This is a genomic window from Pseudarthrobacter sp. NCCP-2145, from assembly GCF_023708005.1.
GTDB lineage: Bacteria > Actinomycetota > Actinomycetes > Actinomycetales > Micrococcaceae > Arthrobacter > Arthrobacter oxydans.
Genome location: NZ_BRCG01000016.1, coordinates 48,303 through 68,814, shown reverse-complemented (window position 1 = coordinate 68,814; position 20,512 = coordinate 48,303). Strand labels below are relative to the sequence as shown.

The window sequence follows — 20,512 nt, the reverse complement described above, 5'->3', positions numbered from 1 at the left end:
ATGGAAGTGACCCGGCCCACATTGCAAGATACGCTCTAGCCATTGGGACTTCTGCTCAACTTCTAGTAACACGGGTGAAAATATGACCATCGCGAACTCTCGCACCCTTGATTCGCTCGACGGCCGGATCATCCTTGCGCTGGACAAGGATCCCGAAGCCAGCGCCCTGGCACTCTCCCGGACACTCGGCGTCGCACGCAACACCGTCCACGCCCGGCTGGCACGGCTGGAACGCAGCGGCGCCCTCCGCTCCTTCAGCCGCAGGCTGGACCCCGCCGCACTCGGCTACGAACTGATGGCCTTCCTCTCGCTGGAAATCAGCCAGACGCGGTTTGGCTCGGTGGAAAGCGGGCTCGCCGCCATCCCGGAGGTCATCGAGGTGCACGCCACCACCGGGGACGCGGATCTCATGGCCAAAGTAGTGGCCCGCGGCACCGCCGACCTCTACCGCATCACCAACCAGATCCTGGAGATCGACGGGATCCAGCGGACCAGCACCGCCATCTCCGTCATGGAACTCATGCCGCCACGCTACGACGGGCTCATCAGCCGGCTGTCCGAGCAGGAATCCCGCCCAGCGGACTAAGTGCGGGTGACGTGCACCACATTTGGGCATTTTGTCACTTCTCCCGCTTTATGCTGCCAAAAGTCCCAGCAGTATCCATGGGTATTGCAAATGTGGGATTCAGGCCCCACGCTTCCTGCATGACTACTCTCACCGTCTCCGGCCGCGTGGCACAGGTTCTCAGCAGCTATGTCAGCGACGTCTTCGGCGTCATGGGCAACGGCAACGTCTACTTCCTGGACGCCGCGGAGAAGCAGGGCCTCCGCTTCACGCCCGTCCGGCACGAGGGTGCCGCCATCGCCGCGGCCGACGCGTACTACCGCACCTCGGGACGGCTCGCCGCGGGCACCACCACCTACGGCCCCGGGTACACCAACGCGCTCACCGCCCTCGCGGAGGCCGTCCAGGCGCAGATCCCCGTGGTGCTGGTCACCGGGGACGCCCCCACCTCCGGCGCCCGGCCCTGGGACGTGGACCAGGCGGCCATCGCCGCCGGCCTCGGCGCGGCCACTTTCACCGTCACCCGCGACGCCGCCGGCGCCATCACCCGGCAGGCGGTGGAGTACGCACTCACCCGGCGCACCGCCGTCGTGCTTGCCATTCCCTACGACCTCGCGGCTATCGAGGCTGGGGACGAGGAGCTTCCGGTGCCGCTCGCCCCGAAGGTGACGGACGACGTCGACGGCGGCCTTGGGCAGATTGTCCGCCTGCTCGCCGGTGCCAGGCGGCCGCTGATCCTGGCCGGCCGCGGTGCGCACCTCGCCGGTGCCGGCCCGGAGCTCCGCGAGCTCGCCGACCGGCTCGGCGCACTGACCGCCGGAACCGCCCTTGCGCTCAACCTCCTCAACGGCGAGGGGTACCTGGGCGTGGCCGGCGGTTTCGGCCCCGACACCGCGGCCGGGCTCATGGGCGAGGCGGACGTGGTCCTGGTGGCCGGGGCGAGCCTGAGCCCGTTCACCATGCGGTTCGGGCACCTGCTCGGCCCGGACAGCACGGTCATCCAGATCGACGCCGGCCTGCAGCCGACGCACCCGCGGGTGGACCTGTTCGTCAGCGCGGACGCGAAGACGGCTGCGGCACGCCTACTGTCATTGCTTGATGGCGAGGCTGCGGCGGAAGGCTGGCGGGCGGAAGCCTCTCGGCGTCTGGCCGTCGGCCCGGGGCACCACCCGGGCTCTGAGGAGACCCCGGACGGGCGGCTGGACCCGCGCGCCCTTGCCACCGCGCTGGACGCCGTGCTGCCGGAACGCCGCACGGTGGTCCAGGACGGCGGGCACTTCATCGGCTGGGCACCCATGTACTGGAACATCCCGCGGCCGCAGGACCTGGTGATGGTGGGCACCGCGTTCCAGTCCATCGGGCTGGGACTTGCGAGCGCCGTCGGGGCAGCCCGTGCCGTGGAGGACGGCCGCACCCTGGTGCTGGCCTCCGGCGACGGTGGTTTCCTGATGGGCCTGGCCGACCTCGAATCGCTGATCGGTGCGGCCCGAAGCGCGATTGTGGTGATCTACAACGATGCCGCCTATGGAGCCGAAATCCACCAGTACGGCTCCCAGGGCCTGACCGAAAAGCCCATGCTGATCCCCGAGGTGGACTTCAGCGGTGTTGCCCGCGCGTTGGGTGCAGAGTCGGCGGTCATCCGGTCTCTTGCGGACTTGTCAGCCCTGCAGGCGTGGATCGACGCCGGCGCCCAGGGAACCTTCGTGGCCGACTGCCGGATCACGTCCGCCGTCCGCGCCCCGTGGCTGAGCGAGTGGATGCAGGCCTCCCGGGCAGCGAAGGCTGAAGTTCCTGGGTAGCTGCACAGGTACTATCGAACTCAACTGGCGCTTTCCCGGCGGGTGGCCGAATTATCGGGATTGCACATGAGAGGCACGGCCGATGAGGGCATCGACCGGGCTGCGACTCGGACGCATACGTCGAAATGCGGAGATCAAAAGTACCCACAGCGTTGGCCTGCCGCGGCCGGGCTCACCGCCTTCCAGGTGCTTAACCGGCTGGGCCTGAAGGCCGGCGAGACGGTCCTGATCCACGGCGGTTCCGGCGGTTCCGGCGGCGAAGGCTCGCTTGGCATTCAGATCGCCGTGGCCCTTGGCGCCCGCGTCACCGCAACCGCATCGGAGAGGAACCACAAATTCCTCCGCTCCCTGGGCGCCTAACCGGTGGCCTACGGGGACGGCTCGCGGACCGCGTCCGCGCGCTGCGCACTGACGGTGTGGACGTCGGGGCCGTCTTCGTGGGCAGAAACCTCGAGTCCACCCAGGCCGTCCTGACCGGCGGAGGACGGCACGCCTCCATGCTGAAAGTGAAGTGGAACCGCATGGCGGCGACTCGATGTGGGTCGACCCAGTGGCAGCGGACTTGCAGGAACTCGCGGGCCCGGTGGACAGCCGCAAAATGCGGGTGAAAGTTGCAGGGTTCGTCCCGCTGGAAAAGGCGGCAACGCCTTCCAATCCAAAATGGAGGGGCACACCCGCGGCAAGATCGTTGTGTTCGTAGACCAGGATTCCTCATTGTTTGGCTAAATGAATGCCCCGCCCCTGGCGACCAAGCCTTTGTTGTTTCCAGCGACTCACCCCGGGTCCTTTCCCGACTACACGGAGACTGGGAAAACTGAAATCAGCGACCCTGAGGGCGGCAGGCGCCCCCAGATCCCAACGGGCCACCGGCAATGTACGTTCAGGTCCTTCGGTCTGCCAGCGGCGTGCTATGCACATTGCGACCCGGCGCATGTGAGGTTTGACACCCCATCTCGTAAACGCTTACGATCGCTCCGTAAACGTTTACGGAGCCGTGACTTTACAACTGACCCATTCAAGGATGAAGGAGCGAAGTATGCCTGGCTGTATTGCAGACTCACTTCCGCTTGACCTCTCGTCCAGCCCTCGAAATTCTCGCCCAGCGCCGGCTAAAGTCCAAGCGGCTGCATCGTCGAGCCGGCTGGGCGGGTGTGGTATGCGATCCCTCGCGGGGACAGCACCTGTTCGATTCCCGAGATCATCCCCCCAATCAGGCCCGCTTCGTTACCCAAAGTGCTGTGCACCAGGGACAGATTGCGTGTCGCCAGGGGTTGTGCCTGCTGGTAAACGACGCTCCGGACTTGGGCAAGTATGTCTTCGGTGCATTGCGTGATCGCACCTCCCAGGACAATGCGGGCCGGATTACAGAAGTTCACCAAATCGGCAACAACCTGCCCAACAAGGGTTGCACTGTCCCGCACCACGCTTACGGTTGCGGGGTCACCCCGTACGAGCAGTTCAAAAAGTTGCTCCTCCCTTACGTCCTCGTGGCGTACGGCTGACACACGCGCAGCCATTGCACTGATTGACGCCACCGCCTCCAGGCAGCCGTGGCTGCCGCAGCGGCAAAGCAGGTCCTTCATGTCAGGTACTTTGCTGTGGCCGATGTCAGCAGCCGCGCCGTCGGCTCCGTGGAGAAGATGGCCACTCTCGCTTACAAACCCTCCGCCCACTCCTGTGCCGATACTGATCATCAGGAGAGGCAAATGCTCACCCCGATACGAGCGGGCCTCGCCGAGGGCCATCAAGTGAACGTCATTATCCACGATCACATCGCATCGGAAATGACGAGCAAAGTAGCCGCAGACCCCGAAACCGTCCCAGCCCGGCATCAGCGGAGGGCGAACGGCCATTCCAAGCTTGGCATCAACGGGTCCTGGCAGGCCGACCGAAATGACGAGAACATCCTGCGCACCCAGACCGCCTTCCGCGAGCATGGCCTCGAAGGCCGATGCTATCTCGCCCAGCAGCTGGTCAGGACCGACGGTGACTTCCATGTTGATTTCGCCACGCGAAACGACCTGCTTGTCCAAGGTGGTAACAGCCAACCTGGTGGTGCGCGAGGAAACGTCGGCCACGAGGACCACGCCCTTGCCGGGGCTGACCCGAAAAGCCTGGGCGGGCCGCCCCCGGCTGCCCTGCGGGCCAGGTCCGGCGTCTTCAATCAGCCCGTATTCCAGCAAGGTGCTGAGGTGGTTCTCGATGGTAGAGCGGGCGAGCCCAGTGGCTTTAACCAGATCCGTTCGCGTCACTTGTTCGTCATCGGCTATCAACCGGGCAACGACGCTGCGCGCAGCCACAGCATCTGGCGCCAGGTTCGGATCCTGATGCAGGAGGCCGACTTCCGTCCATAAGGATCCCACAGGCACGCTCCATTTTTCGTTGTAATTATGTCGAAAATAAAATTAATCAGGCAGTTTTTTTCAGTTATCGAGCTCTTTTAGGGTGAACTCATGACCTATTCGATGATAGACGCAGTCGTCTACACCATCCAACGGCCCACGGAGGTGTGAAATGGCCCCACGTTTAGCCGTTCAAAATCTTTCCAAGCACTTCCTAGGCGTCCAGGCCCTCCACGACGTAAGTTTCGAACTTCATCCAGGCCAGGTTCTGGCCCTCATCGGCGAGAACGGTGCCGGCAAGTCCACGCTGATCCGTATCCTTTCCGGAGCCCACCAGCCCGACACAGGTGAGGTGAAGATGAATGGAAAACCTGTCCAGATCCACGGCCCCAAAGACTCTGAAGCACACGGCATCGCCACCGTCTACCAGGAGCTAAATCTTTTCCCGGACCTCACGGTCGCGGAAAACCTGGTGTTCGGTGCATACCCGCGCAAAGGCGTCATCGACTGGAAGGCCGCAAAGCGCGAAGCCCGGGATTTCCTGGGAAGCCTTGGACTCAACGTCGACGTCAACCTTAAGGTGCGTGAGTTGAGTGTGGCCGAGAAGCAGATGCTGGAGATCGCCAAATCGCTCCACCGCAACGCCCAGGTTCTCATTCTGGATGAACCCACCGCTGTGCTCGGCGGTGACGATGTAGACCATCTTCTGCAGCTGGTCCACGGTCTAAAGGAACGCGGCGTCAGCATCATCTTTGTATCTCACCGCCTGGAGGAAGTCTTCGACCTGGCCGACCGCTACATAGTCCTGAAAGACGGCAAACTCACCGGCGCCGGAAAGATCTCAGAGACCGATCACGACGACCTCGTCTCGAAAATGGTGGGCAGAAACTTCACTCGCGGGGAGCGTGAAGTCTCGGGAACGCTGGGAGAGACCGCTCTCGAAGTCAAGAACCTGACCCGCGAAGGCGTCCTGAACGACATTTCCTTCAATGTTCGATCTGGAGAAGTAGTCGGTGTGGCCGGCCTCAGAGGCGCAGGACGTACGGAACTGGCACGGGCGATCTACGGCGCCGATCCCTACACCAGCGGCGAAGTCATCGTTAAGGGCCGGAAACTGAAAGCCGGAAAGCCACTTCAGGCCATCGACGCCGGGATCGGCCTCGTGCCCGAAGAGCGGAAAACCCAAGGACTGTTCACCGCCTTGTCCACCGCCATGAACATCCCCCTTGTCAGCATGCTCAAGAACCGCACAGCCACGGCCTCGCCCAGCCGGGACCGGAGCCTGGCGAAGGGCTACGTCGACAAACTGCGGATTAAACTCCCGGACGTGTCCTCGCCCGTGGCGACACTTTCGGGCGGAAACCAGCAGAAGGTTGTACTGGCGAAGTGGCTGGAAGCCGGTGTGGACGTCCTCATCCTTGATGAGCCCACCCGCGGCATCGATATCGGTGCCAAGCAGGAAATCTACGAATTGATCCACGAACTGTGCCGTCAAGGCCTGGCCATCATAGTCATCTCCTCGGAACTGCCCGAGGTCCTGGCCCTTAGCAATCGCATTCTGGTCATGTACCACGGCGAGGTTGCGGCCGAACTCGAAGGCGCCACAGCCACAGAAGAACAAATCATGTTTTACGCCGTCGGAGGTAAATAGAAGTGACAACCCAAGCGCCAACGGAGCCCTGGGCCAAAAGCCTGTCCCTGAAACTGCGCAGTAACCTGCTGCCGATCATCATCCTGCTGGTTATGGTCGCCGCCGTGGCCCTATTGGTCCCCTCGTTCTTCCAGCCCAGCAACTTGCTCAATGTCGGCCGCCAGTCAGCAATTGTGGGGATCATTGCGGTCGGCATGACGTTCGTCATCCTCACTGGGGGAATTGACCTTTCGGTTGGTTCCATCCTCGCCCTATCCGGCGTTACCACCGCGATCCTGATCAACAACGGCCTGATCGTTCCATTGGCCATTGTTGCGGGCATGCTTGTGGGGGTGGTTGCAGGCATCATCAACGGTATCGGCGTTGCAGTTCTAAAGGTGCAGCCGTTCATCATGACCCTGGCCACCATGGTGGCCATCCAGGGGCTTTCGCTCCGCCTCACGGACGGAGGACCCCGGCAGTTCTCCAACCGTGAACCATTCTTCAACTTCATCGGAAGCGGCAGCTTCCTGGGCGTACCCGGGCCGTTCATCGTGTTCCTGTTGATCGCCGCCGCCGGAATCCTTGTCCTGCGCTACCTTGCCTTCGGACGGTACATCTACGCCATCGGCGGCAGCATAGAAGCCGCGCGCCTTTCGGGAGTCCGGACCACCCGCACCGTCATTCTGGCCTATTCAATCAGCGGGTTGTGTGCCGGCCTGGCCGGAGTCATGACCGCGGCCCGCCTCGGCGTCGGAGATCCGACGGCCGGCAGCCTGTCCAACCTGGATGCGATCACCGCCGTCGTCATCGGCGGAACCAGCCTCATGGGTGGCATCGGCGGTGCTGTTGGAACCGTGTTCGGGGCCATCCTGCTGGCCATCTTGTCCAACGTCATGAATCTTCTCGGGATCTCCCCGTTCGACCAGCAAGTGGTTAAGGGAGCGGTCATCGTCATAGCCGTCCTGGTCGCCGCCAAAGCAACCGTGAAGCGGTTCAAAGAGCGGCGCACTGACTCCCCGAAGGCGGCCACCACCCAACAACCCGCCATCCCCACGTCTTCAGCAAGTCCGCACTTCCCTGAGCGGGACGAATCCTCACCCGCTGAACAGACGTCGCCCCGCTGAGTTCATCCCATTCCAAACGCAGTCCCACTACCACTACAACGAAAGTGAAAAATGCAATGACGCACGCCACAAAACAGCGCACCCGGTCTTTTGCCGCCATGGCCGCCGCAGGAGTCGCAGCGACTCTACTTACCGCCTGCACCGGCCAAGCCACCGCGACATCTTCAAACGAAGCCGTCGGCGACAAGCTTGCTCCGAGCATCTACTGCGGTGATACCTGCCAAGGGCAGCTCGAGTTGAAGGCTGATCCGGCGGGCATTGAGTGTAAGGTCGGCGTCTCCTGGAGCAGCGCTTCCTTCCCCTACGGAGCGAAATCAACGCAGCAGATTCCTGAATTCGCAAAAGCCTTCTTCCCAAAAATGAACGTGACCGTCAGTGACGGGCGCGGGGATGCGACCAACCAGTCAAACCAGGTGTCAGAGATGATCGCCCAGGGAATCAAGGTGCTCATCCTTTCGCCCCAGGATGCGAACGCGCTGGCAGGAGTTGCGAAACAGGCCACGGCAGCCGGCATCAAAGTCATCGCCGCCGACCGCCAGGTCAACGCAGAAGTCTCCACCTACATCGGCTCGGACAACGAGGAAGCCGGAGTGGTCGATGGCAAGGCCGTGGCGGAGGCCCTTGGCGGAACCGGCAGCGTCGTGGAACTCTCTGGAAGCCTTGGCGCATCCCCGACAATCGCCCGGGCGGCCGGATTCCGCAAGGGACTTGAAGGATCAAACGTCGAGGTCATCGCGTCCCAGACCGCAAACTACGACCGCGCCACAGGTTTGAAGGTCATGGAGGACCTCCTGCAGCGCTTCGGAACAGGCAAGATCCAGGCAGTCTACGCACACAACGACCAGATGGCCTTCGGCGCCATCCAAGCGATCAAGGAAGCCGGCCGCGAAGGCGAAATCAAGGTGTTCGGCATCGACGGAGAGGCCGAAGCGCTGGATCTGGTCAAGGACGGAAGCTATGCAGCCACCGTCGGCTACCCGCTCGTGGTCAAGGAATCCACTATTGCCGCAGCCAAGCTCTGCGCCGGCGAGCCCGTCGAGCCGCGCATCAAGCTCGACTCCACCCTTATCGACCAAACCAACGTGGACCAGTACCTGGGCAAAGCACCCCAGTAAACCCCTGACTGCCAAGAAAAGGAACCGTAATGAAAATTTCGTACAACACCTGGGCCTATTCCAGCTTCTTCGTCTGGGTCCCCTCCTACACGCTGGAGGAGACCATCAAGCGGATCGCCAAAATGGGCTACGACGGCATTGAGATCGGCGGTGCAGCCCCGCACGCCTACCCGGCCTACCTGGGAGCCGAACGGCGGGCTGAGATCAAGGATCTCCTCGACGAACACGGTCTGTCGCTTTCCAGCATGTTGCCCGCTCCGTCCGGCGGCCCGGGAAACAACCCGGCCTCGCCCTACATTGAGGAACGCCGCGCCACCATCGAACACTACGTCGAGCTGGCCGAACTCACTGCCCAGTGGGGCGGCAAGACCTTGATCTACCTGCCGGGTTGGATGATCTTCGGCACCAGCCGCAGGCAGGCCTGGGCGTGGACCCGTGAATGCCTCACGGAGATCGCGGACCGGATCGCGCACACGGGCGTGACCTTGGTGATCGAACCGACCTCGCACGACACGAACTTGTGTGAAAGCGCCGACGACGCCATCGAGCTGATGGAGGACGTCAACCGGGACAACGTGAAGCTGATGTTCGACACCTTCCACGTCATGTACCGCCGCGAAGTCAACACCGACTACGTCTACAAAATGGGGAAAAACCTGAAGCACATTCACATCTCCGACAACGACCGGCTGCCGCCTGGTAAAGGCATCGGCGACTGGCCGGCGCTGGTGGACGCAATGCTCGACATCAATTTCGACGGATACCTGACCATGGAAACCGGCTTCCACCAGCGTGGAATTGAACCGGATGAGGACGCGCGGTCCAGCATTGAGTTCCTGCGCCCCCTCGTAGAGGAACGCAAGAAGTTGCGCCTCGGCGCGCAGGTATAGGAGGACGGCGTAGATGGCGTCGAAGTTTGTGCTCGACTTTCCGTTGACGTTCCTCAACCCTGAGGAGGCGTCCGTGATCGATGCCCTTGCGGCTCACATCATCCCGTCCGAACCCGGTTCGCCCGGTTCCAGGGAAGCAGGAGTAACGGAATACATTGACAAAGCTCTTGGTGGGTTCCTTCGGGAGCTGCAGCCCGTGTATCGCAGCGGACTGATCGCATTGGCGGATTTCACAGCGGGCGTTACCGAAGGACGGTTCCACGAGCTGTCCGACGAGCAGCAGGAAGAGGTGGTCCGCCAGTTGGCTGAGCTGAGCGAAAGGGATCCTTCGGACTTCGCCGGCCAGTTCTTCCGCATCGTCCGGGAACACACGGTGCAGGGCTTCTTTGGGGACCCGGCCTACGGCGGCAATCGCGGGCTGGTCGGCTGGGAGCTAGTCGGTTTCCCGGGCGCCCAGTGGGGGTACACGGCTGAGCAGATGGCGCCGGACTTCAACACGCGGACCATTCCGATGCTGACCATCAAGGATCTTTACTCCCGTATTGGAGGAGCACAATGAGCGAGAACTTCGACGCCATCATCGTCGGCATGGGGTCCACTGGTGGAATCCTGGCCGAACAACTGACTAAAGCCGGCCTGAAGGTTCTGGGACTGGACAAGGGCCAGGACTACACTCAAGAAGATTTCGCCATCAAGCAGGACGAAATCCGGTACTACCAGCGGGGAGCCATCGTCGCCGGCGTGAACGTGGACCCGGTGACCTGGCGCGCCTCAGACGGCGAGACCGCGCGCGTCCTGCCCTGGTCCGCCGGCGCCCTGGGCAACGACGAGCCCTTGTACGGCCTCCCCTCCATTGGAACCGGTGGAGGCACCCTCCACTGGGGGGCCGCCGCCTACAGGTTCAGGGAAGCAGACTTCCGGATGAAGAGCGCCATCGCCGAGCGTTTCGGCGCTCAGGCGCTGCCGGAGGGCTCCACGCTGAAGGACTGGCCCATCAGCTACGCGGACCTGGAACCCTACTACGACCGGGTGGAATACGAACAGGGCATCTCCGGGCTGGGCAACACCGGCGGCGTGGTGCCCCCAGGCGGTAACCCGTTCGAACCCCCGCGCAGCCGGGACTACCCGATGCCGCCGGTAACACAGGGCCCAGGTGACGTGCCGTTCGTGGCGGCGACCAAGCGGCTGGGGCTGCACCCCTTCCGCCAGCCCCTGGCCATAAACTCCGAGGAATACAAGGGGCGGCCGGCTTGCGTGAACTGCGGCTTCTGTCACGGCTACCCGTGCCACGTCAAGGCGAAGTCCACAACACAGGTCACGTCGGTGCCCGCCGCCAAAGCCACCGGCAACCTGGACCTCCGCCCCCTTAGCCGCGTCCTGCGGATCAACCGGACTGCAGACGGCAAGCGCGCCACGGGTGTGAGCTACCTTGACAGCACTGGCACGTACCGGGAGGCGACAGCCGACAAGGTCATCCTGACGGCTTACTCCCTTGAGAACGTCCGTCTGCTGCTGCTCTCGGACATCAACAGCAACGGGCAGGTGGGCCAGCACTTCATGACCCACAACTTCGGCTGGTTCACTTCCATCCTGCCTGAGCCGACCAACCCGTTCCTGGGCACGTTCAACGCCTCGAGCGCGGTGGATGACTTCACCTCGGAGCTTGTCCCCGACAACGACCTTGGAGTCCTTTGGGGTTCCCCGATCATCAGCGTCGTAGGGGACCTTCAGCCTATCGAGGCTTACCACAACATGGATCCGCGGACCCGCAAGTGGGGCCTGGACCTCAAGCACTGGCTGCGGGACAACTACACGCACATGCACCGCATGTACTCCCAAACCACAAACTTCCCCTACGCCCGCCATTACGCGGACCTTGACCCGATTGTCAAGGACCGCTGGGGGCAGCCGGCGCTGCGCATCACCCATGACTGGGACGACCATGACGCGAATTCAGTCATTCTGATGGGCCGGTACAAGGAGAAAATCGCGCGCGAGATGGGGGCGAAGGATTACTGGATGGATTCGCCGCGACCCCCGTACCACCTCTCAACGCACGACGTCGGGGTGCACAGGATGGGCGAGGACCCGGCCACGTCCGTCACCGACATCTACGGCGAGGTCCACGAGTGCGCGGGGTTGTATGCCATTGGCGGCGGCGGATTCGTCAGCTATGGCGGGTACAACCCGAACCAGACCATCCAGGCGTTGGCTTACTTCAGCGCCGAGCACATGCTTAAGAAAATGGGTGTGAACGGCGCGGACATGGGACTCGTTCGTGCCTCCTGAGCGCGTCGACGGGCCCATCGCTCCATCCGCGCCACCCAGGTTTTCAGGCAAGGTCGCGTTCATCACGGGCGGGGCGCGCGGACAGGGCCGAAGCCATGCCCTGCGCCTGGCACGTGAGGGGGCCGATATCGCCTTGGTGGATATGGGTTCGGCGGGCCGCGTGGACGATCCAACCTATAACACGTCCACCAGCGCCGACCTGGAGCAGACCCGGGAGGACGTCCTCGCCCTGGGCCGGCGCTGCCTGTCCTTCGAAGTAGATGTGCGTGACTACGACGGGCTTGCCCTGGCGGCGAAAGACACCGCAGCCCGACTGGGCGGGATTGATCATGTCATTGCCAACGCCGGCATCACCGACAGATTCCACCGCACGTGGGAGCTGCCGGTCGAGAACTGGCAAACGATGATAGACATCAACCTCACCGGAGTCTTCCATACCTGCAAAGCAACCGTGCCGCACCTGATAGAGCGGGGAGCAGGTTCGTCGCTGGTGTTGATCAGCTCAGGGGTTGGCTTGAAGGTCGTACCCCGCCTGGCCCACTACGTGGCCGCGAAGATGGCCTTACGGGGCCTGAGCACTTCACTGGCGCAGGAGCTGGGGGAATACGGCATCCGCTGCAACACCGTCCTTCCCGGGGGCATCAATACGGAGATGACCACGGCGATGGTGGAACTGAATGGAGTGCCTCGGGAGCAACTGCTGGCGGGCTTCCGCGCCGGGCAGTTGATCAATGAAGACCTGGAAGTAGCGGACACCACCGCTGCCGTCCTGTGGCTGCTGTCCGACGAAGCGCGCCTGGTCACCGGCCTGGAAATGACCGTTGATGCGGGCGAGAGCAAAAAATAACCACTTGTATTATCAGAAAGGGGCACCCTGTGTCATCCGAAAAAGTCCTTAAGGTCGGCATCGTCGGCTTGGAGTTCGGCGCCGAATTCATTCCTATTTATCAGCAGCACCCGAACGCTGAAATGTATGCGATCTGCCAGCGCACCGAATCCAAGTTGAACGAGGTCGGTGACCAGTACGGGGTCGAGGTCAGGTACACCGACTACGACAAAATGCTGGCCGACCCCAATATTGACATCATCCACATCAACACGCCTCTGCAACTGCACGCCGACCAGGTGGTCGCGGCACTGGAAGCCGGCAAGCACGTTGGCTGCACCATCCCGATGGCCACCTCCGTGGAGGACTGCAAGCGCATCGTCGACGCTCAACAGCGCACCGGGCTGACGTACATGATGATGGAGACCACCCTCTACAGCAGGGAATTCCTGTACCTCCAGGAGCTCTACCGGACGGGCGCCCTCGGGAAAGTCCAGTTCCTTCGCGCCTCACACCATCAGGACATGACCGGCTGGCCTTCCTACTGGGATGGCATGCCGCCCATGTATAACGGCACGCATGCCATCGGACCCACCCTTGGGCTGGCCGGAAACCAGGCCGAGTACGTCCAGTGCCTGGGTTCCGGGAGCGTCTTCGACCGTATGAAGGAACAGTACGGCTCCCCCTTCGCCCTCGAATCGACGCACATCAAATTCCTTGACAGCGATACAGGTGCGGAAGTAACAAGGCACCTTTGGGCCGTAGCCCGTGAATACCGCGAAAGTTTCGACGTATACGGTTCTATCCGGTCCTTCGAATGGGCACAGACAGAAGATGCAGCACACGTGCTGTATCTCGGAGAAACACCTGAACGCATCACGGTTCCCGACTTTGCAGACCGTCTTCCCGAACCCATCCGGCACTTTACGACAGCCGGGGTCTACACCGCGGGAGGCGAAACGGAGCACCGTTCCTTCGTTCAGGGTGGAGGCCATGGCGGTTCCCACCCGCACCTGGCCGACCGTCTGTTGCAGGCCGTCCTCGGCACCGCGGAGCCGTTCCCGAACGCCGTTCAGGCGGCGAACATCACCTGTTCGGGCATCCTCTCGCACGAATCGGCGATGCGGGGCGGTGAACGCGTCTACCTTCCGGAGTGGACCCTGACCGACGCGAAGGCCACCGTGATCGAACTTGACCAGGACGTACAGCCGCCCTGGGCGAAGGAAGATGCGTTGACCCGCTAACAGAACCTCGAAGCCGGCCGCTCTGAGGAAATCGCGCTTTCCTCAGAGCGGCCGGGCCTCGGGTATTTGCCACCAGCTCCTATCGATGTAACCGACTGGGGCGCCAGCCAATTGACGCAGAGACAAGGAAGAGACACCATGCCTGGTAGCCATGCTGCAACTGCTGACCTCGGCCGTTTTCCGGGGATGATTGAGGTACAGGTGGAAAAGGCGGCAGAACTCGACCAAGCCCTGGCTAAGGCTGTCGACATCATTTCGAAAGCTGCGCACGAACACCGCACCGGAATCATGATCACCCGTATAGGCGCAGGCCAATACGTAGTACGCGCTCACCCTGACGTTCCGTTCGGACTGACACGCCAGGTTTACACCTGACAGCATGCGACCCCGGTGCCGCCGCTCCCCCCATGCAGAGCACACGCTTAGACAGAGCGTGAAAAATAGTCCAACACCCAAGCTTCCTTCGCCGCTGCCCCGGCTGCCATCCTCCAGGAGCTCCGCGCCGGCCAGGTGGTCTGGCAAGCCGGGCGATGCGTTCCGGATGAACGAGATGTTGCGGGGAACAGAAGCAGTGGTGGAAGAAGCGCCGGGCGCATATGTACCTGAAGGCGAGCGCCCACAGAAGGAGCCCTGTCTACACCACCGCGCGGCGGGTGAAGACCAGATGCACCACCCCGCTCGGGGACGGAGTCGCTTCAATGTCGAAGCGTTCTTCGAGGCCCTCGAGTCCGTCCCAGAGCCGTTCACCCCTGCCCAGCAGGATCGGCACGAGGACACAATGCATGTGGTCTATGAGGCCGGCCTCGAGGAACTGCCGGACCGTGCTGGCGCCGCCGCCAATCCTGACGTCCATGCCGGGTGCAAGGGCACGGGCCTGTTCCAGGGCGGAGGCAGGGTCCGCGTCAACAAAATGGAAGGTTGTCCCGCCTTCCATTTCGAGGACCGGCCGGGGATGGTGTGTCAGGACAACCACTGGCGTGTGGAACACAGGGTTATCGCCCCACCACCCCTTCCAGTCCTCGTTTTCCCAGGGACCGCGCTGGGGACCGAACTTGTTGCGCCCCATGATTTCGACGCCGACCCCGGGTCCCCACTGGCTGGCGAAAGCCTCGTCGACGCCGAAGGATCCCTCCGACTCCCCGTGGAGGCCCATCGCGCGGAAGGTCCGCGTCTCGAAGGCCCACTCAAGCAGCCGCGTGCCCGCGTGGCCGAAGGGAGCGTCCAGCTGCTGGCCTTCGCCGGTGCCGAAGCCATCGAGGGAGACCGAGAAGTTATGTACGCGGACAAGGGACATGGCGTCTCTCCTGAAGTGGTCGTTGGCTGTCACTGTAGGGCGGGCGGCGCCCACCATTCAAGGGCTAATGCAGGACTCTTTGGTGCTGCTGATCCCGGCGCCGGTACCCTGTTTCCCATGAGCACCCGAGACACCCCTGCACAGATCGGGGACCTGCCTCCCCTGGGCCGACCGGCCAACAGCGCCCTGCTGCAGGCAGGCATCACGACGCTGGCGCAGGTGGCGTCGCACGGTCCTGGTGAGCTGCTCGCCCTACATGGCGTGGGACCCAGGGCAATTCGACTCCTCGAAGCCGCGCTGAAAGAGCGCGGACTCGAGTTCACCGACCCTTCCTAGCGGACAAACGGACGTCACAGCGCCCCCCGCTGCTAAGCCCCCGGGCCGCTGTACCGGCGGCACCCAACCCGTGCGCCGCCGTCGTGCTTATTAGTCCTTGGGTTCGTCGGCCCCTGCCTCACGGTCATTCGTGACTGGCTTGTCGTGGACCTTTTTCGGGATCTTGCCCTCAACGTCAGCGGGGACGGGAGGGTCCTTCTCTTCATCAGTAGACATAGGCCAAGCCTAGGGCTGCACCCCGGCTGCCGCCGCCCGGACGCAAAACTGACGGCCACCTCATCCGGGTGGCCGCCAGTTTCAGTGCCTGCTGGTGTTACTGCTCAGCTTCCGCGGCCGCAGCCGCCTTGACGGCGTCCTTCTCGGCCCGGAGCGCCTCAGCGTCGTGCTGTTCCTCGGCCTTTTCCTGGTGGATGACCACTGCGAAGAGCTTCTCCATCTCCTTGGCCACACCCGCAGCCGACGCCGGGTTCTGCCCGGTCACCAGGCGCTCGTCAACAACAACCTTTTCCTCGAAGACACCCGCGGAGACGTGGGTGGCGCCCTGCTCCTCAAGCCGGTCTGCCAGGAAGAACGGAATGACCTTGTCCTTGCCTGCAGCAACTTCCTCGTCATTGGTGAAGGCGGCCACCTTGCGGCCCTCCACGAGGCGGAGCCCGTTCTCCAGCTCCACGTTCAGCAGGCCGGCCGGCCCATGGCAGACCGCGCCCACCAGCCCGCCGTTGTTGTAGACGCTGGCCACCAGGTTCTGCAGGCCTTCGCTGTCCGGGAAGTCCCACATGGTGCCGTGTCCGCCCACGAGATAGACGGCGTCGTACTGTTCCGGATCAACAACGTCCACGCGGGCCGTGTTGTAGAGGCCGGCGCGCGTGGTCTCATCCTCCGTAAAGGCGACCTGGATGGGATCCTTCGTGTCCACCTCGTCGCGCGGCGGCTGGCCGCCCTGGATGGACGCAAAGTCGACGAAATGCCCGGAATCCTTGAACACCTTCCAGGGATGCGCAGCCTCGGCCACGTTGTAGCCGGTCTTCTCTCCCGTATCGCCGATCTCGGAAACGCTGGTCAAAACCATGAGGATTTTCTTCATGAAATGCTCCTTTCGTCCGCCTCCCACCCTACGCCCAGGCCGGTCCGCGGCCCCCGGGCTGGGTTTAGGGCTGGCCTGTGGGGACGAGCCGGTACGCGAACCGGCTGTCCAGGCCGCCGGGTCCCATCGTGAGGTCGGCACCCTCGGTGGGCAACACCACCGGCGCCTTGAACACGCTCCCGCTGCAAGGGACCTGCACGGGGGCGAGGACTTCCGCTCCGTTCCAGGTGGAAACGGACAGCTCGGCTACCGGCAGTCCGGCACAGACCAGGTGCAGTTCATACTGGCCCGGCGGGGCCGACAGGCCGGCGGTGGTGGTGGTGTTCCCGCGGCTGGTGCCCCGCAGTTCGCCGGGCAAACCTGGTTGCAGCTGCTGTGCTGCCCAGTCTGAAAGGTCTTCGAGCTCCGATGCCCTGCGGTCAGGGTTGACCTGCACCTTGACGCCCGTTGCGGCGGGCCTGCCCGTGGGCGGCACCGCGCTGATGGTGAGGGCCCCGCCGTCGTGCCTGACAAAGCGGTCCAGCGTGGAGGTGCACTCGAAACTGGTCACTTCGGGGACGCCGTCCGCCTTCACAAGGGTGAGCTTGGCCCCGTAGACCCCTGCGCAGGCGCCGGTGACCAGGTAGTCTCCGGGCGCCAGCTCAAGGGACAGCTTCCCGGCAGGTTCAGCCTCCGACGGCATGCCGGGGTCCGTAGGGGACGCCTCGAGCAAACGGGCCACTTCGCTGACGTTGTCCTTGAAGGACGCGGCCGACGGCGTTGCGGGCGGCGGGGATGAAGGTGCCGGCGGCTCGTCCGGGCCGCTGTACTCACACCCCGCCAGCGACATGGCCAGAACGGCCGCAACCATGGACATTTTTATGCGCCGGACCGGCATCCCCCCAAGAGACATGACCCCGAGTCTACGGGTCCTGCCTCGCACGCCCAGGCGCGGACTCCATGCCCGCTCCGTTGCCCGTCCCTGTCCCGTGCGGTTCGCCACTTTGCGCGGGGAACCGGAATACCGAAGCGCCGCCATGCCGTTGTGGCAGTCATGAAGGCAATTACTTACAACACTTACGGAAACCCGGACGTCCTCGAATTTGGCGATCAGCCGATGCCAAAAGTGGGGCCCGGCATGGTCCTGGTCAAAGTCAAGGCAGCCGCTGTGAACCCGGTGGACTGGAAGATCATGGCCGGCGGACTCGACGCCGTCATGGACCTGGAGTTCCCCGCCATCCCCGGCTGGGATGTGGCAGGGGTAGTGGAGTCGGTGGGCATCGATGCCCGGCAGTTCCAGCCCGGCGACGAGGTCATCGCCTACGGCCGCAAGGACTACGTCCACGGCGGAAGCTTTGCCGAGTACATCGCGCTGCCGGAGCGGCTCCTGGCCCGGAAGCCGGCCTCTCTCGGGTGGAACGAATCGGCAGGGCTGCCGCTGGCCGGACTGACCGCCTACCAGGTCCTCAACCGGCTGGGCCTGAAAGCAGGCGAAACCGTCCTGATCCACGGCGGTTCCGGAGGCGTGGGCTCCCTGGGCATCCAGATCGCGGTGGCCCGCGGCGCGAGTGTTATAGCCACAGCCTCGGAGAAGAACCACGAATTCCTCCGCTCCCTGGGAGCCGAGCCGGTTGCGTACGGGGAAGGGCTCGTGGAGCGCGTGCGGGCACTGCGCCCGGACGGCGTGGACGTGATTGCCGACTTTGTGGGCGGGAATCTCGACGCGACGCTGGCGGTGCTGGCCGAGGCAGGCCGGCACGCCTCGATCGCGGACAGTGACGTGGAACAGCACGGGGGCGACTGGATGTGGGTCAATCCCGTGGGAACCGACCTCCAGGAACTCGCCGATCTGGTGGACAGCAGGAATATCCGTGTGGAGGTTGCCGAGGTCTTCCCGCTGGACAAGGCCGCGGATGCCTTCCGCTCAAACATGGAGGGGCACACCCGCGGCAAGATTGTGGTTGCGGTAGACCAGGTTTCCTGAGTCCAGCAACAGGTTGGCGCCGCCGGGGCCACCGCCCGGGCCGCCGTCGTCAATGTACGACGGCGGCCCGCTGGCCGGGTGCCGGGCCGCCCGGTGTCCGAGTGCCATACTGAGCCATGGCTTTAGGGATGACCCGGGTGGAACAGCGCTGAGGTACGCCGCGGTCTCGGTCCTGCTGATCGCGGCCCAGGTGGGCAGCATGTGGTTTCACTCGGCCGGTGTCTACCAGGGCGACGCGAACGTTCCGCTCAGGAAATTCCCGGAGGACCTGGACGTCTTCTTCGTTCTGACTTTCGCCCCCACGATCGTCGGCCTCAAATACCTTGCCTACGACGCAGCCGTGAGGGCGTTCACCAAGGACTACAGGACCCCTGCACTGCTCCTCTGCTTCGGTGCCAGCTACGCGGCCGCCTTCGCGATGGACGTTGCCTGCCTGTTCGCGGCGTCCAGGCCCGTGTCCGATTCAGGGCTGGCCATCCTGGGCACAATCCTGCAGAGCCCGCTGGCCCTCGTCGCAGCCGGGGGCGTCATCGCCGCGACTGTCCTGCTGAAGGACAGGCCCCCGCACACCGGAGCCACCCGCCCTTACAGACCCTAGGCAGCCGCCGTCGTAAATTTGCGACGGCGGTCCGCTGGGTCGTGTGCCAAACTGCGCCCTGCTGTCCCGGCCCTTTACTGTCCCGGCGCCCGGTAGGTCGGCGTCTTCTTGGCGGCTTCGTCCAGGTCCTCCACCGTCAGGAGCGGCTTCAGGCGGACGTTGACGTTCCCGCTCGAATTGATCAACAGCGACAGGGCCGCGGCACTTGCCTCGTCCGGCGCCTCGAAAACGCCCAGGACGTCGTAGTAGCCAAAGGCGTAGTAAAAGCTCTCCAGCGTTCCGCCGACGGACTTGAGGGCCTCCACCAGCGCCTCGCGCCGCTTGGTGCCGCCCTCCTGCATGAGCCCCTTGATTCCCTGGCCCACGTAGGTCGCTTCAAACAGATACTTCGGCATGATTTTTTCCTCCTGTGTTCGCGGTGCAGGAGCGGCCCAGATCCGGCCCTATATTCCGTGGAAACGGGGTGTTGGACCCCGCTACCGCAGAAACTATTCCTCTGGCCCTTGGCCGTCAATATGCCGCGGAATACCACCACCTGACTGCCTGCTGATTCCGGGACTGCCCCGCGTGACCGTATGGCAGGGACACTTGGCCCTACCCGTATCCGGCACCCCCGGCACAGACTGAAACACACAGGCCATCAGGGCCTCACGCCCGCGGGCCCTGCACCAAATGCTTACCAAGCTGCGGGCTCTGAGGAACGTTCCACAATGCCAATCGCAGAAGGGCGCCACCCCCACCAAGGGCGGGCCGCAGACACCAGGAGCGTACGGGACGGCACCCTCCGGAGGGTCCTCCTGGCAGCCGGGCCGGTCTCCTCGCTGCTCTACGTGGTTGCCACGGACGGGCTGGCGGCATCCCGATGGGACGGGTACCTCCGCACCGAACAGATGGTCAGCGAACTGTTCGCGGTGGGATCCCCCGGCCGCGAAGTCCTGGTCCCGTTCACGTGGCTCTACACAGCCCTGTTCGTCGCTTTCGGAGCAGGCGTGTGGATGGCCGTCCACGGGAACCGCGCCCTGCGCATCGCCGGCGGCCTGCTGACCGCGTACGGGCTGTGGAACATCATGGGAGCGTTGTACCCGCTGACGCTGGGAGACGAGACGTCCGTTCCCATGCACATCCTCGCCACCAACATCCAGCTCGCGCTGATGGTGGCCGCGATGTGCTTCGTGGCGGCGGGGTTCCACGGGCGGATGCGGTGGTACTCGATCCTCTCGCTCCTTGCCTCTGCGCTCATGGGCATGGTGGCGTTCATGGCAGCCCCGGGGCCGAACCCCGTGCTCGGCATCGGGGAGAGAATCAGCATCGGGGCGTTCCTGCTGTGGGTGGCAGTCCTCGCGGTGGCGCTGTGGAGGGGGCCGCTGCCCGCCCCTGCGGAGGAACGGCGCCACCAGTCCGCTCGTTGAG

General features: G+C 63.7%; 23 protein-coding genes. 16 read left to right on the top strand and 7 right to left on the bottom strand.

The window, feature by feature from the left end; all coding sequences use genetic code 11:
- Nucleotides 1-82: 82 nt before the first annotated feature.
- From NFU08_RS14560 to NFU08_RS14550, 3 genes are all read left to right on the top strand, one after another.
- On the top strand, nucleotides 83-586 hold the full coding sequence (locus tag NFU08_RS14560; RefSeq protein ID WP_251424322.1) for an Lrp/AsnC family transcriptional regulator: 504 nt from the start codon (nucleotides 83-85) through the stop codon (nucleotides 584-586).
- Nucleotides 587-705: 119 nt separating this feature from the next.
- Nucleotides 706-2,364, top strand: a complete 1,659-nt coding sequence (locus NFU08_RS14555) for a thiamine pyrophosphate-binding protein (protein WP_251424320.1) — start codon at nucleotides 706-708, stop codon at nucleotides 2,362-2,364.
- Between the two features lie 66 nt (nucleotides 2,365-2,430).
- Entirely contained in the window at nucleotides 2,431-2,724 is a 294-nt protein-coding gene (locus tag NFU08_RS14550) for a hypothetical protein (protein WP_251424317.1), read from the top strand.
- Nucleotides 2,725-2,732: 8 nt separating this feature from the next.
- Here NFU08_RS14550 and NFU08_RS20865 read toward each other — a convergent pair whose 3' ends face one another.
- Nucleotides 2,733-2,855: a hypothetical protein gene (locus tag NFU08_RS20865; RefSeq protein WP_285835600.1), complete on the bottom strand. Its 123-nt coding sequence runs from the start codon at nucleotides 2,853-2,855 to the stop codon at nucleotides 2,733-2,735.
- 618 nt (nucleotides 2,856-3,473) lie between these two features.
- On the bottom strand, nucleotides 3,474-4,727 hold the full coding sequence (locus NFU08_RS14545; protein ID WP_251424315.1) for an ROK family transcriptional regulator: 1,254 nt from the start codon (nucleotides 4,725-4,727) through the stop codon (nucleotides 3,474-3,476).
- A gap of 151 nt (nucleotides 4,728-4,878) precedes the next feature.
- Here NFU08_RS14545 and NFU08_RS14540 point away from each other — a divergent pair, with 151 nt between their 5' ends.
- The 9 genes from NFU08_RS14540 to NFU08_RS14500 all read left to right on the top strand — a co-directional run bounded on the left by NFU08_RS14540 (nucleotide 4,879) and on the right by NFU08_RS14500 (nucleotide 14,202).
- Nucleotides 4,879-6,357, top strand: a complete 1,479-nt coding sequence (locus tag NFU08_RS14540; RefSeq protein ID WP_251424313.1) for a sugar ABC transporter ATP-binding protein — start codon at nucleotides 4,879-4,881, stop codon at nucleotides 6,355-6,357.
- Between the two features lie 2 nt (nucleotides 6,358-6,359).
- On the top strand, nucleotides 6,360-7,463 hold the full coding sequence (locus tag NFU08_RS14535) for an ABC transporter permease (protein ID WP_251424311.1): 1,104 nt from the start codon (nucleotides 6,360-6,362) through the stop codon (nucleotides 7,461-7,463).
- A gap of 56 nt (nucleotides 7,464-7,519) precedes the next feature.
- Nucleotides 7,520-8,578, top strand: a complete 1,059-nt coding sequence (locus NFU08_RS14530; RefSeq protein ID WP_251424309.1) for a substrate-binding domain-containing protein — start codon at nucleotides 7,520-7,522, stop codon at nucleotides 8,576-8,578.
- A gap of 29 nt (nucleotides 8,579-8,607) precedes the next feature.
- On the top strand, nucleotides 8,608-9,468 hold the full coding sequence (locus NFU08_RS14525) for a sugar phosphate isomerase/epimerase (RefSeq protein WP_159824383.1): 861 nt from the start codon (nucleotides 8,608-8,610) through the stop codon (nucleotides 9,466-9,468).
- Nucleotides 9,469-9,481: 13 nt separating this feature from the next.
- Entirely contained in the window at nucleotides 9,482-10,027 is a 546-nt protein-coding gene (locus NFU08_RS14520) for a gluconate 2-dehydrogenase subunit 3 family protein (RefSeq protein ID WP_251424307.1), read from the top strand.
- Complete coding sequence (locus tag NFU08_RS14515; protein ID WP_251424305.1) at nucleotides 10,024-11,757, top strand: GMC family oxidoreductase; 1,734 nt, start codon at nucleotides 10,024-10,026, stop codon at nucleotides 11,755-11,757. The genes NFU08_RS14520 and NFU08_RS14515 overlap by 4 nt, the downstream gene beginning before the upstream one ends.
- Entirely contained in the window at nucleotides 11,747-12,604 is an 858-nt protein-coding gene (locus NFU08_RS14510; protein ID WP_251424303.1) for a mycofactocin-coupled SDR family oxidoreductase, read from the top strand. Before NFU08_RS14515 ends, NFU08_RS14510 begins: the two co-directional genes overlap by 11 nt.
- 29 nt (nucleotides 12,605-12,633) lie before the next feature.
- Nucleotides 12,634-13,827, top strand: a complete 1,194-nt coding sequence (locus NFU08_RS14505) for a Gfo/Idh/MocA family protein (protein ID WP_251424302.1) — start codon at nucleotides 12,634-12,636, stop codon at nucleotides 13,825-13,827.
- Nucleotides 13,828-13,965: 138 nt separating this feature from the next.
- A complete protein-coding gene (locus tag NFU08_RS14500; RefSeq protein WP_251424300.1) occupies nucleotides 13,966-14,202 on the top strand; it encodes a hypothetical protein in 237 nt (78 codons plus the stop codon).
- A gap of 259 nt (nucleotides 14,203-14,461) precedes the next feature.
- Here the strand turns inward: NFU08_RS14500 and NFU08_RS14495 are convergent, their stop codons facing one another.
- Entirely contained in the window at nucleotides 14,462-15,121 is a 660-nt protein-coding gene (locus NFU08_RS14495) for a dihydrofolate reductase family protein (protein ID WP_251424298.1), read from the bottom strand.
- A 117-nt stretch (nucleotides 15,122-15,238) separates the two neighbouring features.
- On the opposite strand from NFU08_RS14495, the gene NFU08_RS14490 reads away from it, so the two are divergent.
- On the top strand, nucleotides 15,239-15,457 hold the full coding sequence (locus tag NFU08_RS14490; protein WP_066274063.1) for a hypothetical protein: 219 nt from the start codon (nucleotides 15,239-15,241) through the stop codon (nucleotides 15,455-15,457).
- Nucleotides 15,458-15,547: 90 nt separating this feature from the next.
- Here NFU08_RS14490 and NFU08_RS20860 read toward each other — a convergent pair whose 3' ends face one another.
- From NFU08_RS20860 to NFU08_RS14480, 3 genes are all read right to left on the bottom strand, one after another.
- Entirely contained in the window at nucleotides 15,548-15,673 is a 126-nt protein-coding gene (locus NFU08_RS20860; RefSeq protein WP_285835599.1) for a hypothetical protein, read from the bottom strand.
- Nucleotides 15,674-15,770: 97 nt separating this feature from the next.
- Nucleotides 15,771-16,541 (bottom strand): type 1 glutamine amidotransferase domain-containing protein, encoded by a 771-nt coding sequence (locus NFU08_RS14485; RefSeq protein WP_174175751.1) that lies wholly within the window; start codon nucleotides 16,539-16,541, stop codon nucleotides 15,771-15,773.
- A 64-nt stretch (nucleotides 16,542-16,605) separates the two neighbouring features.
- Entirely contained in the window at nucleotides 16,606-17,433 is an 828-nt protein-coding gene (locus NFU08_RS14480) for a hypothetical protein (protein WP_251424296.1), read from the bottom strand.
- 141 nt (nucleotides 17,434-17,574) lie between these two features.
- Between NFU08_RS14480 and NFU08_RS14475 the strand changes: the two genes are divergently transcribed.
- Both NFU08_RS14475 and NFU08_RS14470 read left to right on the top strand, forming a co-directional pair.
- The gene (locus NFU08_RS14475) at nucleotides 17,575-18,504 is read left to right on the top strand and encodes an NADP-dependent oxidoreductase (RefSeq protein ID WP_251424294.1); all 930 of its coding nucleotides are present in this window, start codon (nucleotides 17,575-17,577) and stop codon (nucleotides 18,502-18,504) included.
- 199 nt (nucleotides 18,505-18,703) lie between these two features.
- Entirely contained in the window at nucleotides 18,704-19,102 is a 399-nt protein-coding gene (locus NFU08_RS14470; protein ID WP_251424292.1) for a hypothetical protein, read from the top strand.
- A 74-nt stretch (nucleotides 19,103-19,176) separates the two neighbouring features.
- On the opposite strand, the gene NFU08_RS14465 is transcribed toward NFU08_RS14470, so the two are convergent.
- Nucleotides 19,177-19,497, bottom strand: coding sequence for a GYD domain-containing protein (locus NFU08_RS14465; RefSeq protein WP_251424290.1), 321 nt, complete (start codon nucleotides 19,495-19,497; stop codon nucleotides 19,177-19,179).
- Between the two features lie 315 nt (nucleotides 19,498-19,812).
- Here NFU08_RS14465 and NFU08_RS14460 point away from each other — a divergent pair, with 315 nt between their 5' ends.
- Nucleotides 19,813-20,511 carry a DUF998 domain-containing protein gene (locus tag NFU08_RS14460; RefSeq protein ID WP_251424288.1) on the top strand — a complete coding sequence of 233 codons (699 nt, stop codon included), beginning with the start codon at nucleotides 19,813-19,815 and terminating at the stop codon, nucleotides 20,509-20,511.
- Nucleotide 20,512 lies beyond the last annotated feature (1 nt).

Coding starts and splice junctions, on each gene's coding strand:
- NFU08_RS20860 (WP_285835599.1), bottom strand. CDS start 15,673: ATGTCTACTGATGAAGAGAAGGACCCTCCCGTCCCCGCTGACGTTGAG.
- NFU08_RS14465 (WP_251424290.1), bottom strand. CDS start 19,497: ATGCCGAAGTATCTGTTTGAAGCGACCTACGTGGGCCAGGGAATCAAG.
- NFU08_RS14485 (WP_174175751.1), bottom strand. CDS start 16,541: ATGAAGAAAATCCTCATGGTTTTGACCAGCGTTTCCGAGATCGGCGAT.
- NFU08_RS14475 (WP_251424294.1), top strand. CDS start 17,575: ATGAAGGCAATTACTTACAACACTTACGGAAACCCGGACGTCCTCGAA.
- NFU08_RS14540 (WP_251424313.1), top strand. CDS start 4,879: ATGGCCCCACGTTTAGCCGTTCAAAATCTTTCCAAGCACTTCCTAGGC.
- NFU08_RS14470 (WP_251424292.1), top strand. CDS start 18,704: ATGTGGTTTCACTCGGCCGGTGTCTACCAGGGCGACGCGAACGTTCCG.
- NFU08_RS14520 (WP_251424307.1), top strand. CDS start 9,482: ATGGCGTCGAAGTTTGTGCTCGACTTTCCGTTGACGTTCCTCAACCCT.
- NFU08_RS14490 (WP_066274063.1), top strand. CDS start 15,239: ATGAGCACCCGAGACACCCCTGCACAGATCGGGGACCTGCCTCCCCTG.
- NFU08_RS14495 (WP_251424298.1), bottom strand. CDS start 15,121: ATGTCCCTTGTCCGCGTACATAACTTCTCGGTCTCCCTCGATGGCTTC.
- NFU08_RS14515 (WP_251424305.1), top strand. CDS start 10,024: ATGAGCGAGAACTTCGACGCCATCATCGTCGGCATGGGGTCCACTGGT.
- NFU08_RS14460 (WP_251424288.1), top strand. CDS start 19,813: ATGCCAATCGCAGAAGGGCGCCACCCCCACCAAGGGCGGGCCGCAGAC.
- NFU08_RS14530 (WP_251424309.1), top strand. CDS start 7,520: ATGACGCACGCCACAAAACAGCGCACCCGGTCTTTTGCCGCCATGGCC.
- NFU08_RS14560 (WP_251424322.1), top strand. CDS start 83: ATGACCATCGCGAACTCTCGCACCCTTGATTCGCTCGACGGCCGGATC.
- NFU08_RS14550 (WP_251424317.1), top strand. CDS start 2,431: ATGAGAGGCACGGCCGATGAGGGCATCGACCGGGCTGCGACTCGGACG.
- NFU08_RS14480 (WP_251424296.1), bottom strand. CDS start 17,433: ATGTCTCTTGGGGGGATGCCGGTCCGGCGCATAAAAATGTCCATGGTT.
- NFU08_RS14500 (WP_251424300.1), top strand. CDS start 13,966: ATGCCTGGTAGCCATGCTGCAACTGCTGACCTCGGCCGTTTTCCGGGG.
- NFU08_RS14525 (WP_159824383.1), top strand. CDS start 8,608: ATGAAAATTTCGTACAACACCTGGGCCTATTCCAGCTTCTTCGTCTGG.
- NFU08_RS14555 (WP_251424320.1), top strand. CDS start 706: ATGACTACTCTCACCGTCTCCGGCCGCGTGGCACAGGTTCTCAGCAGC.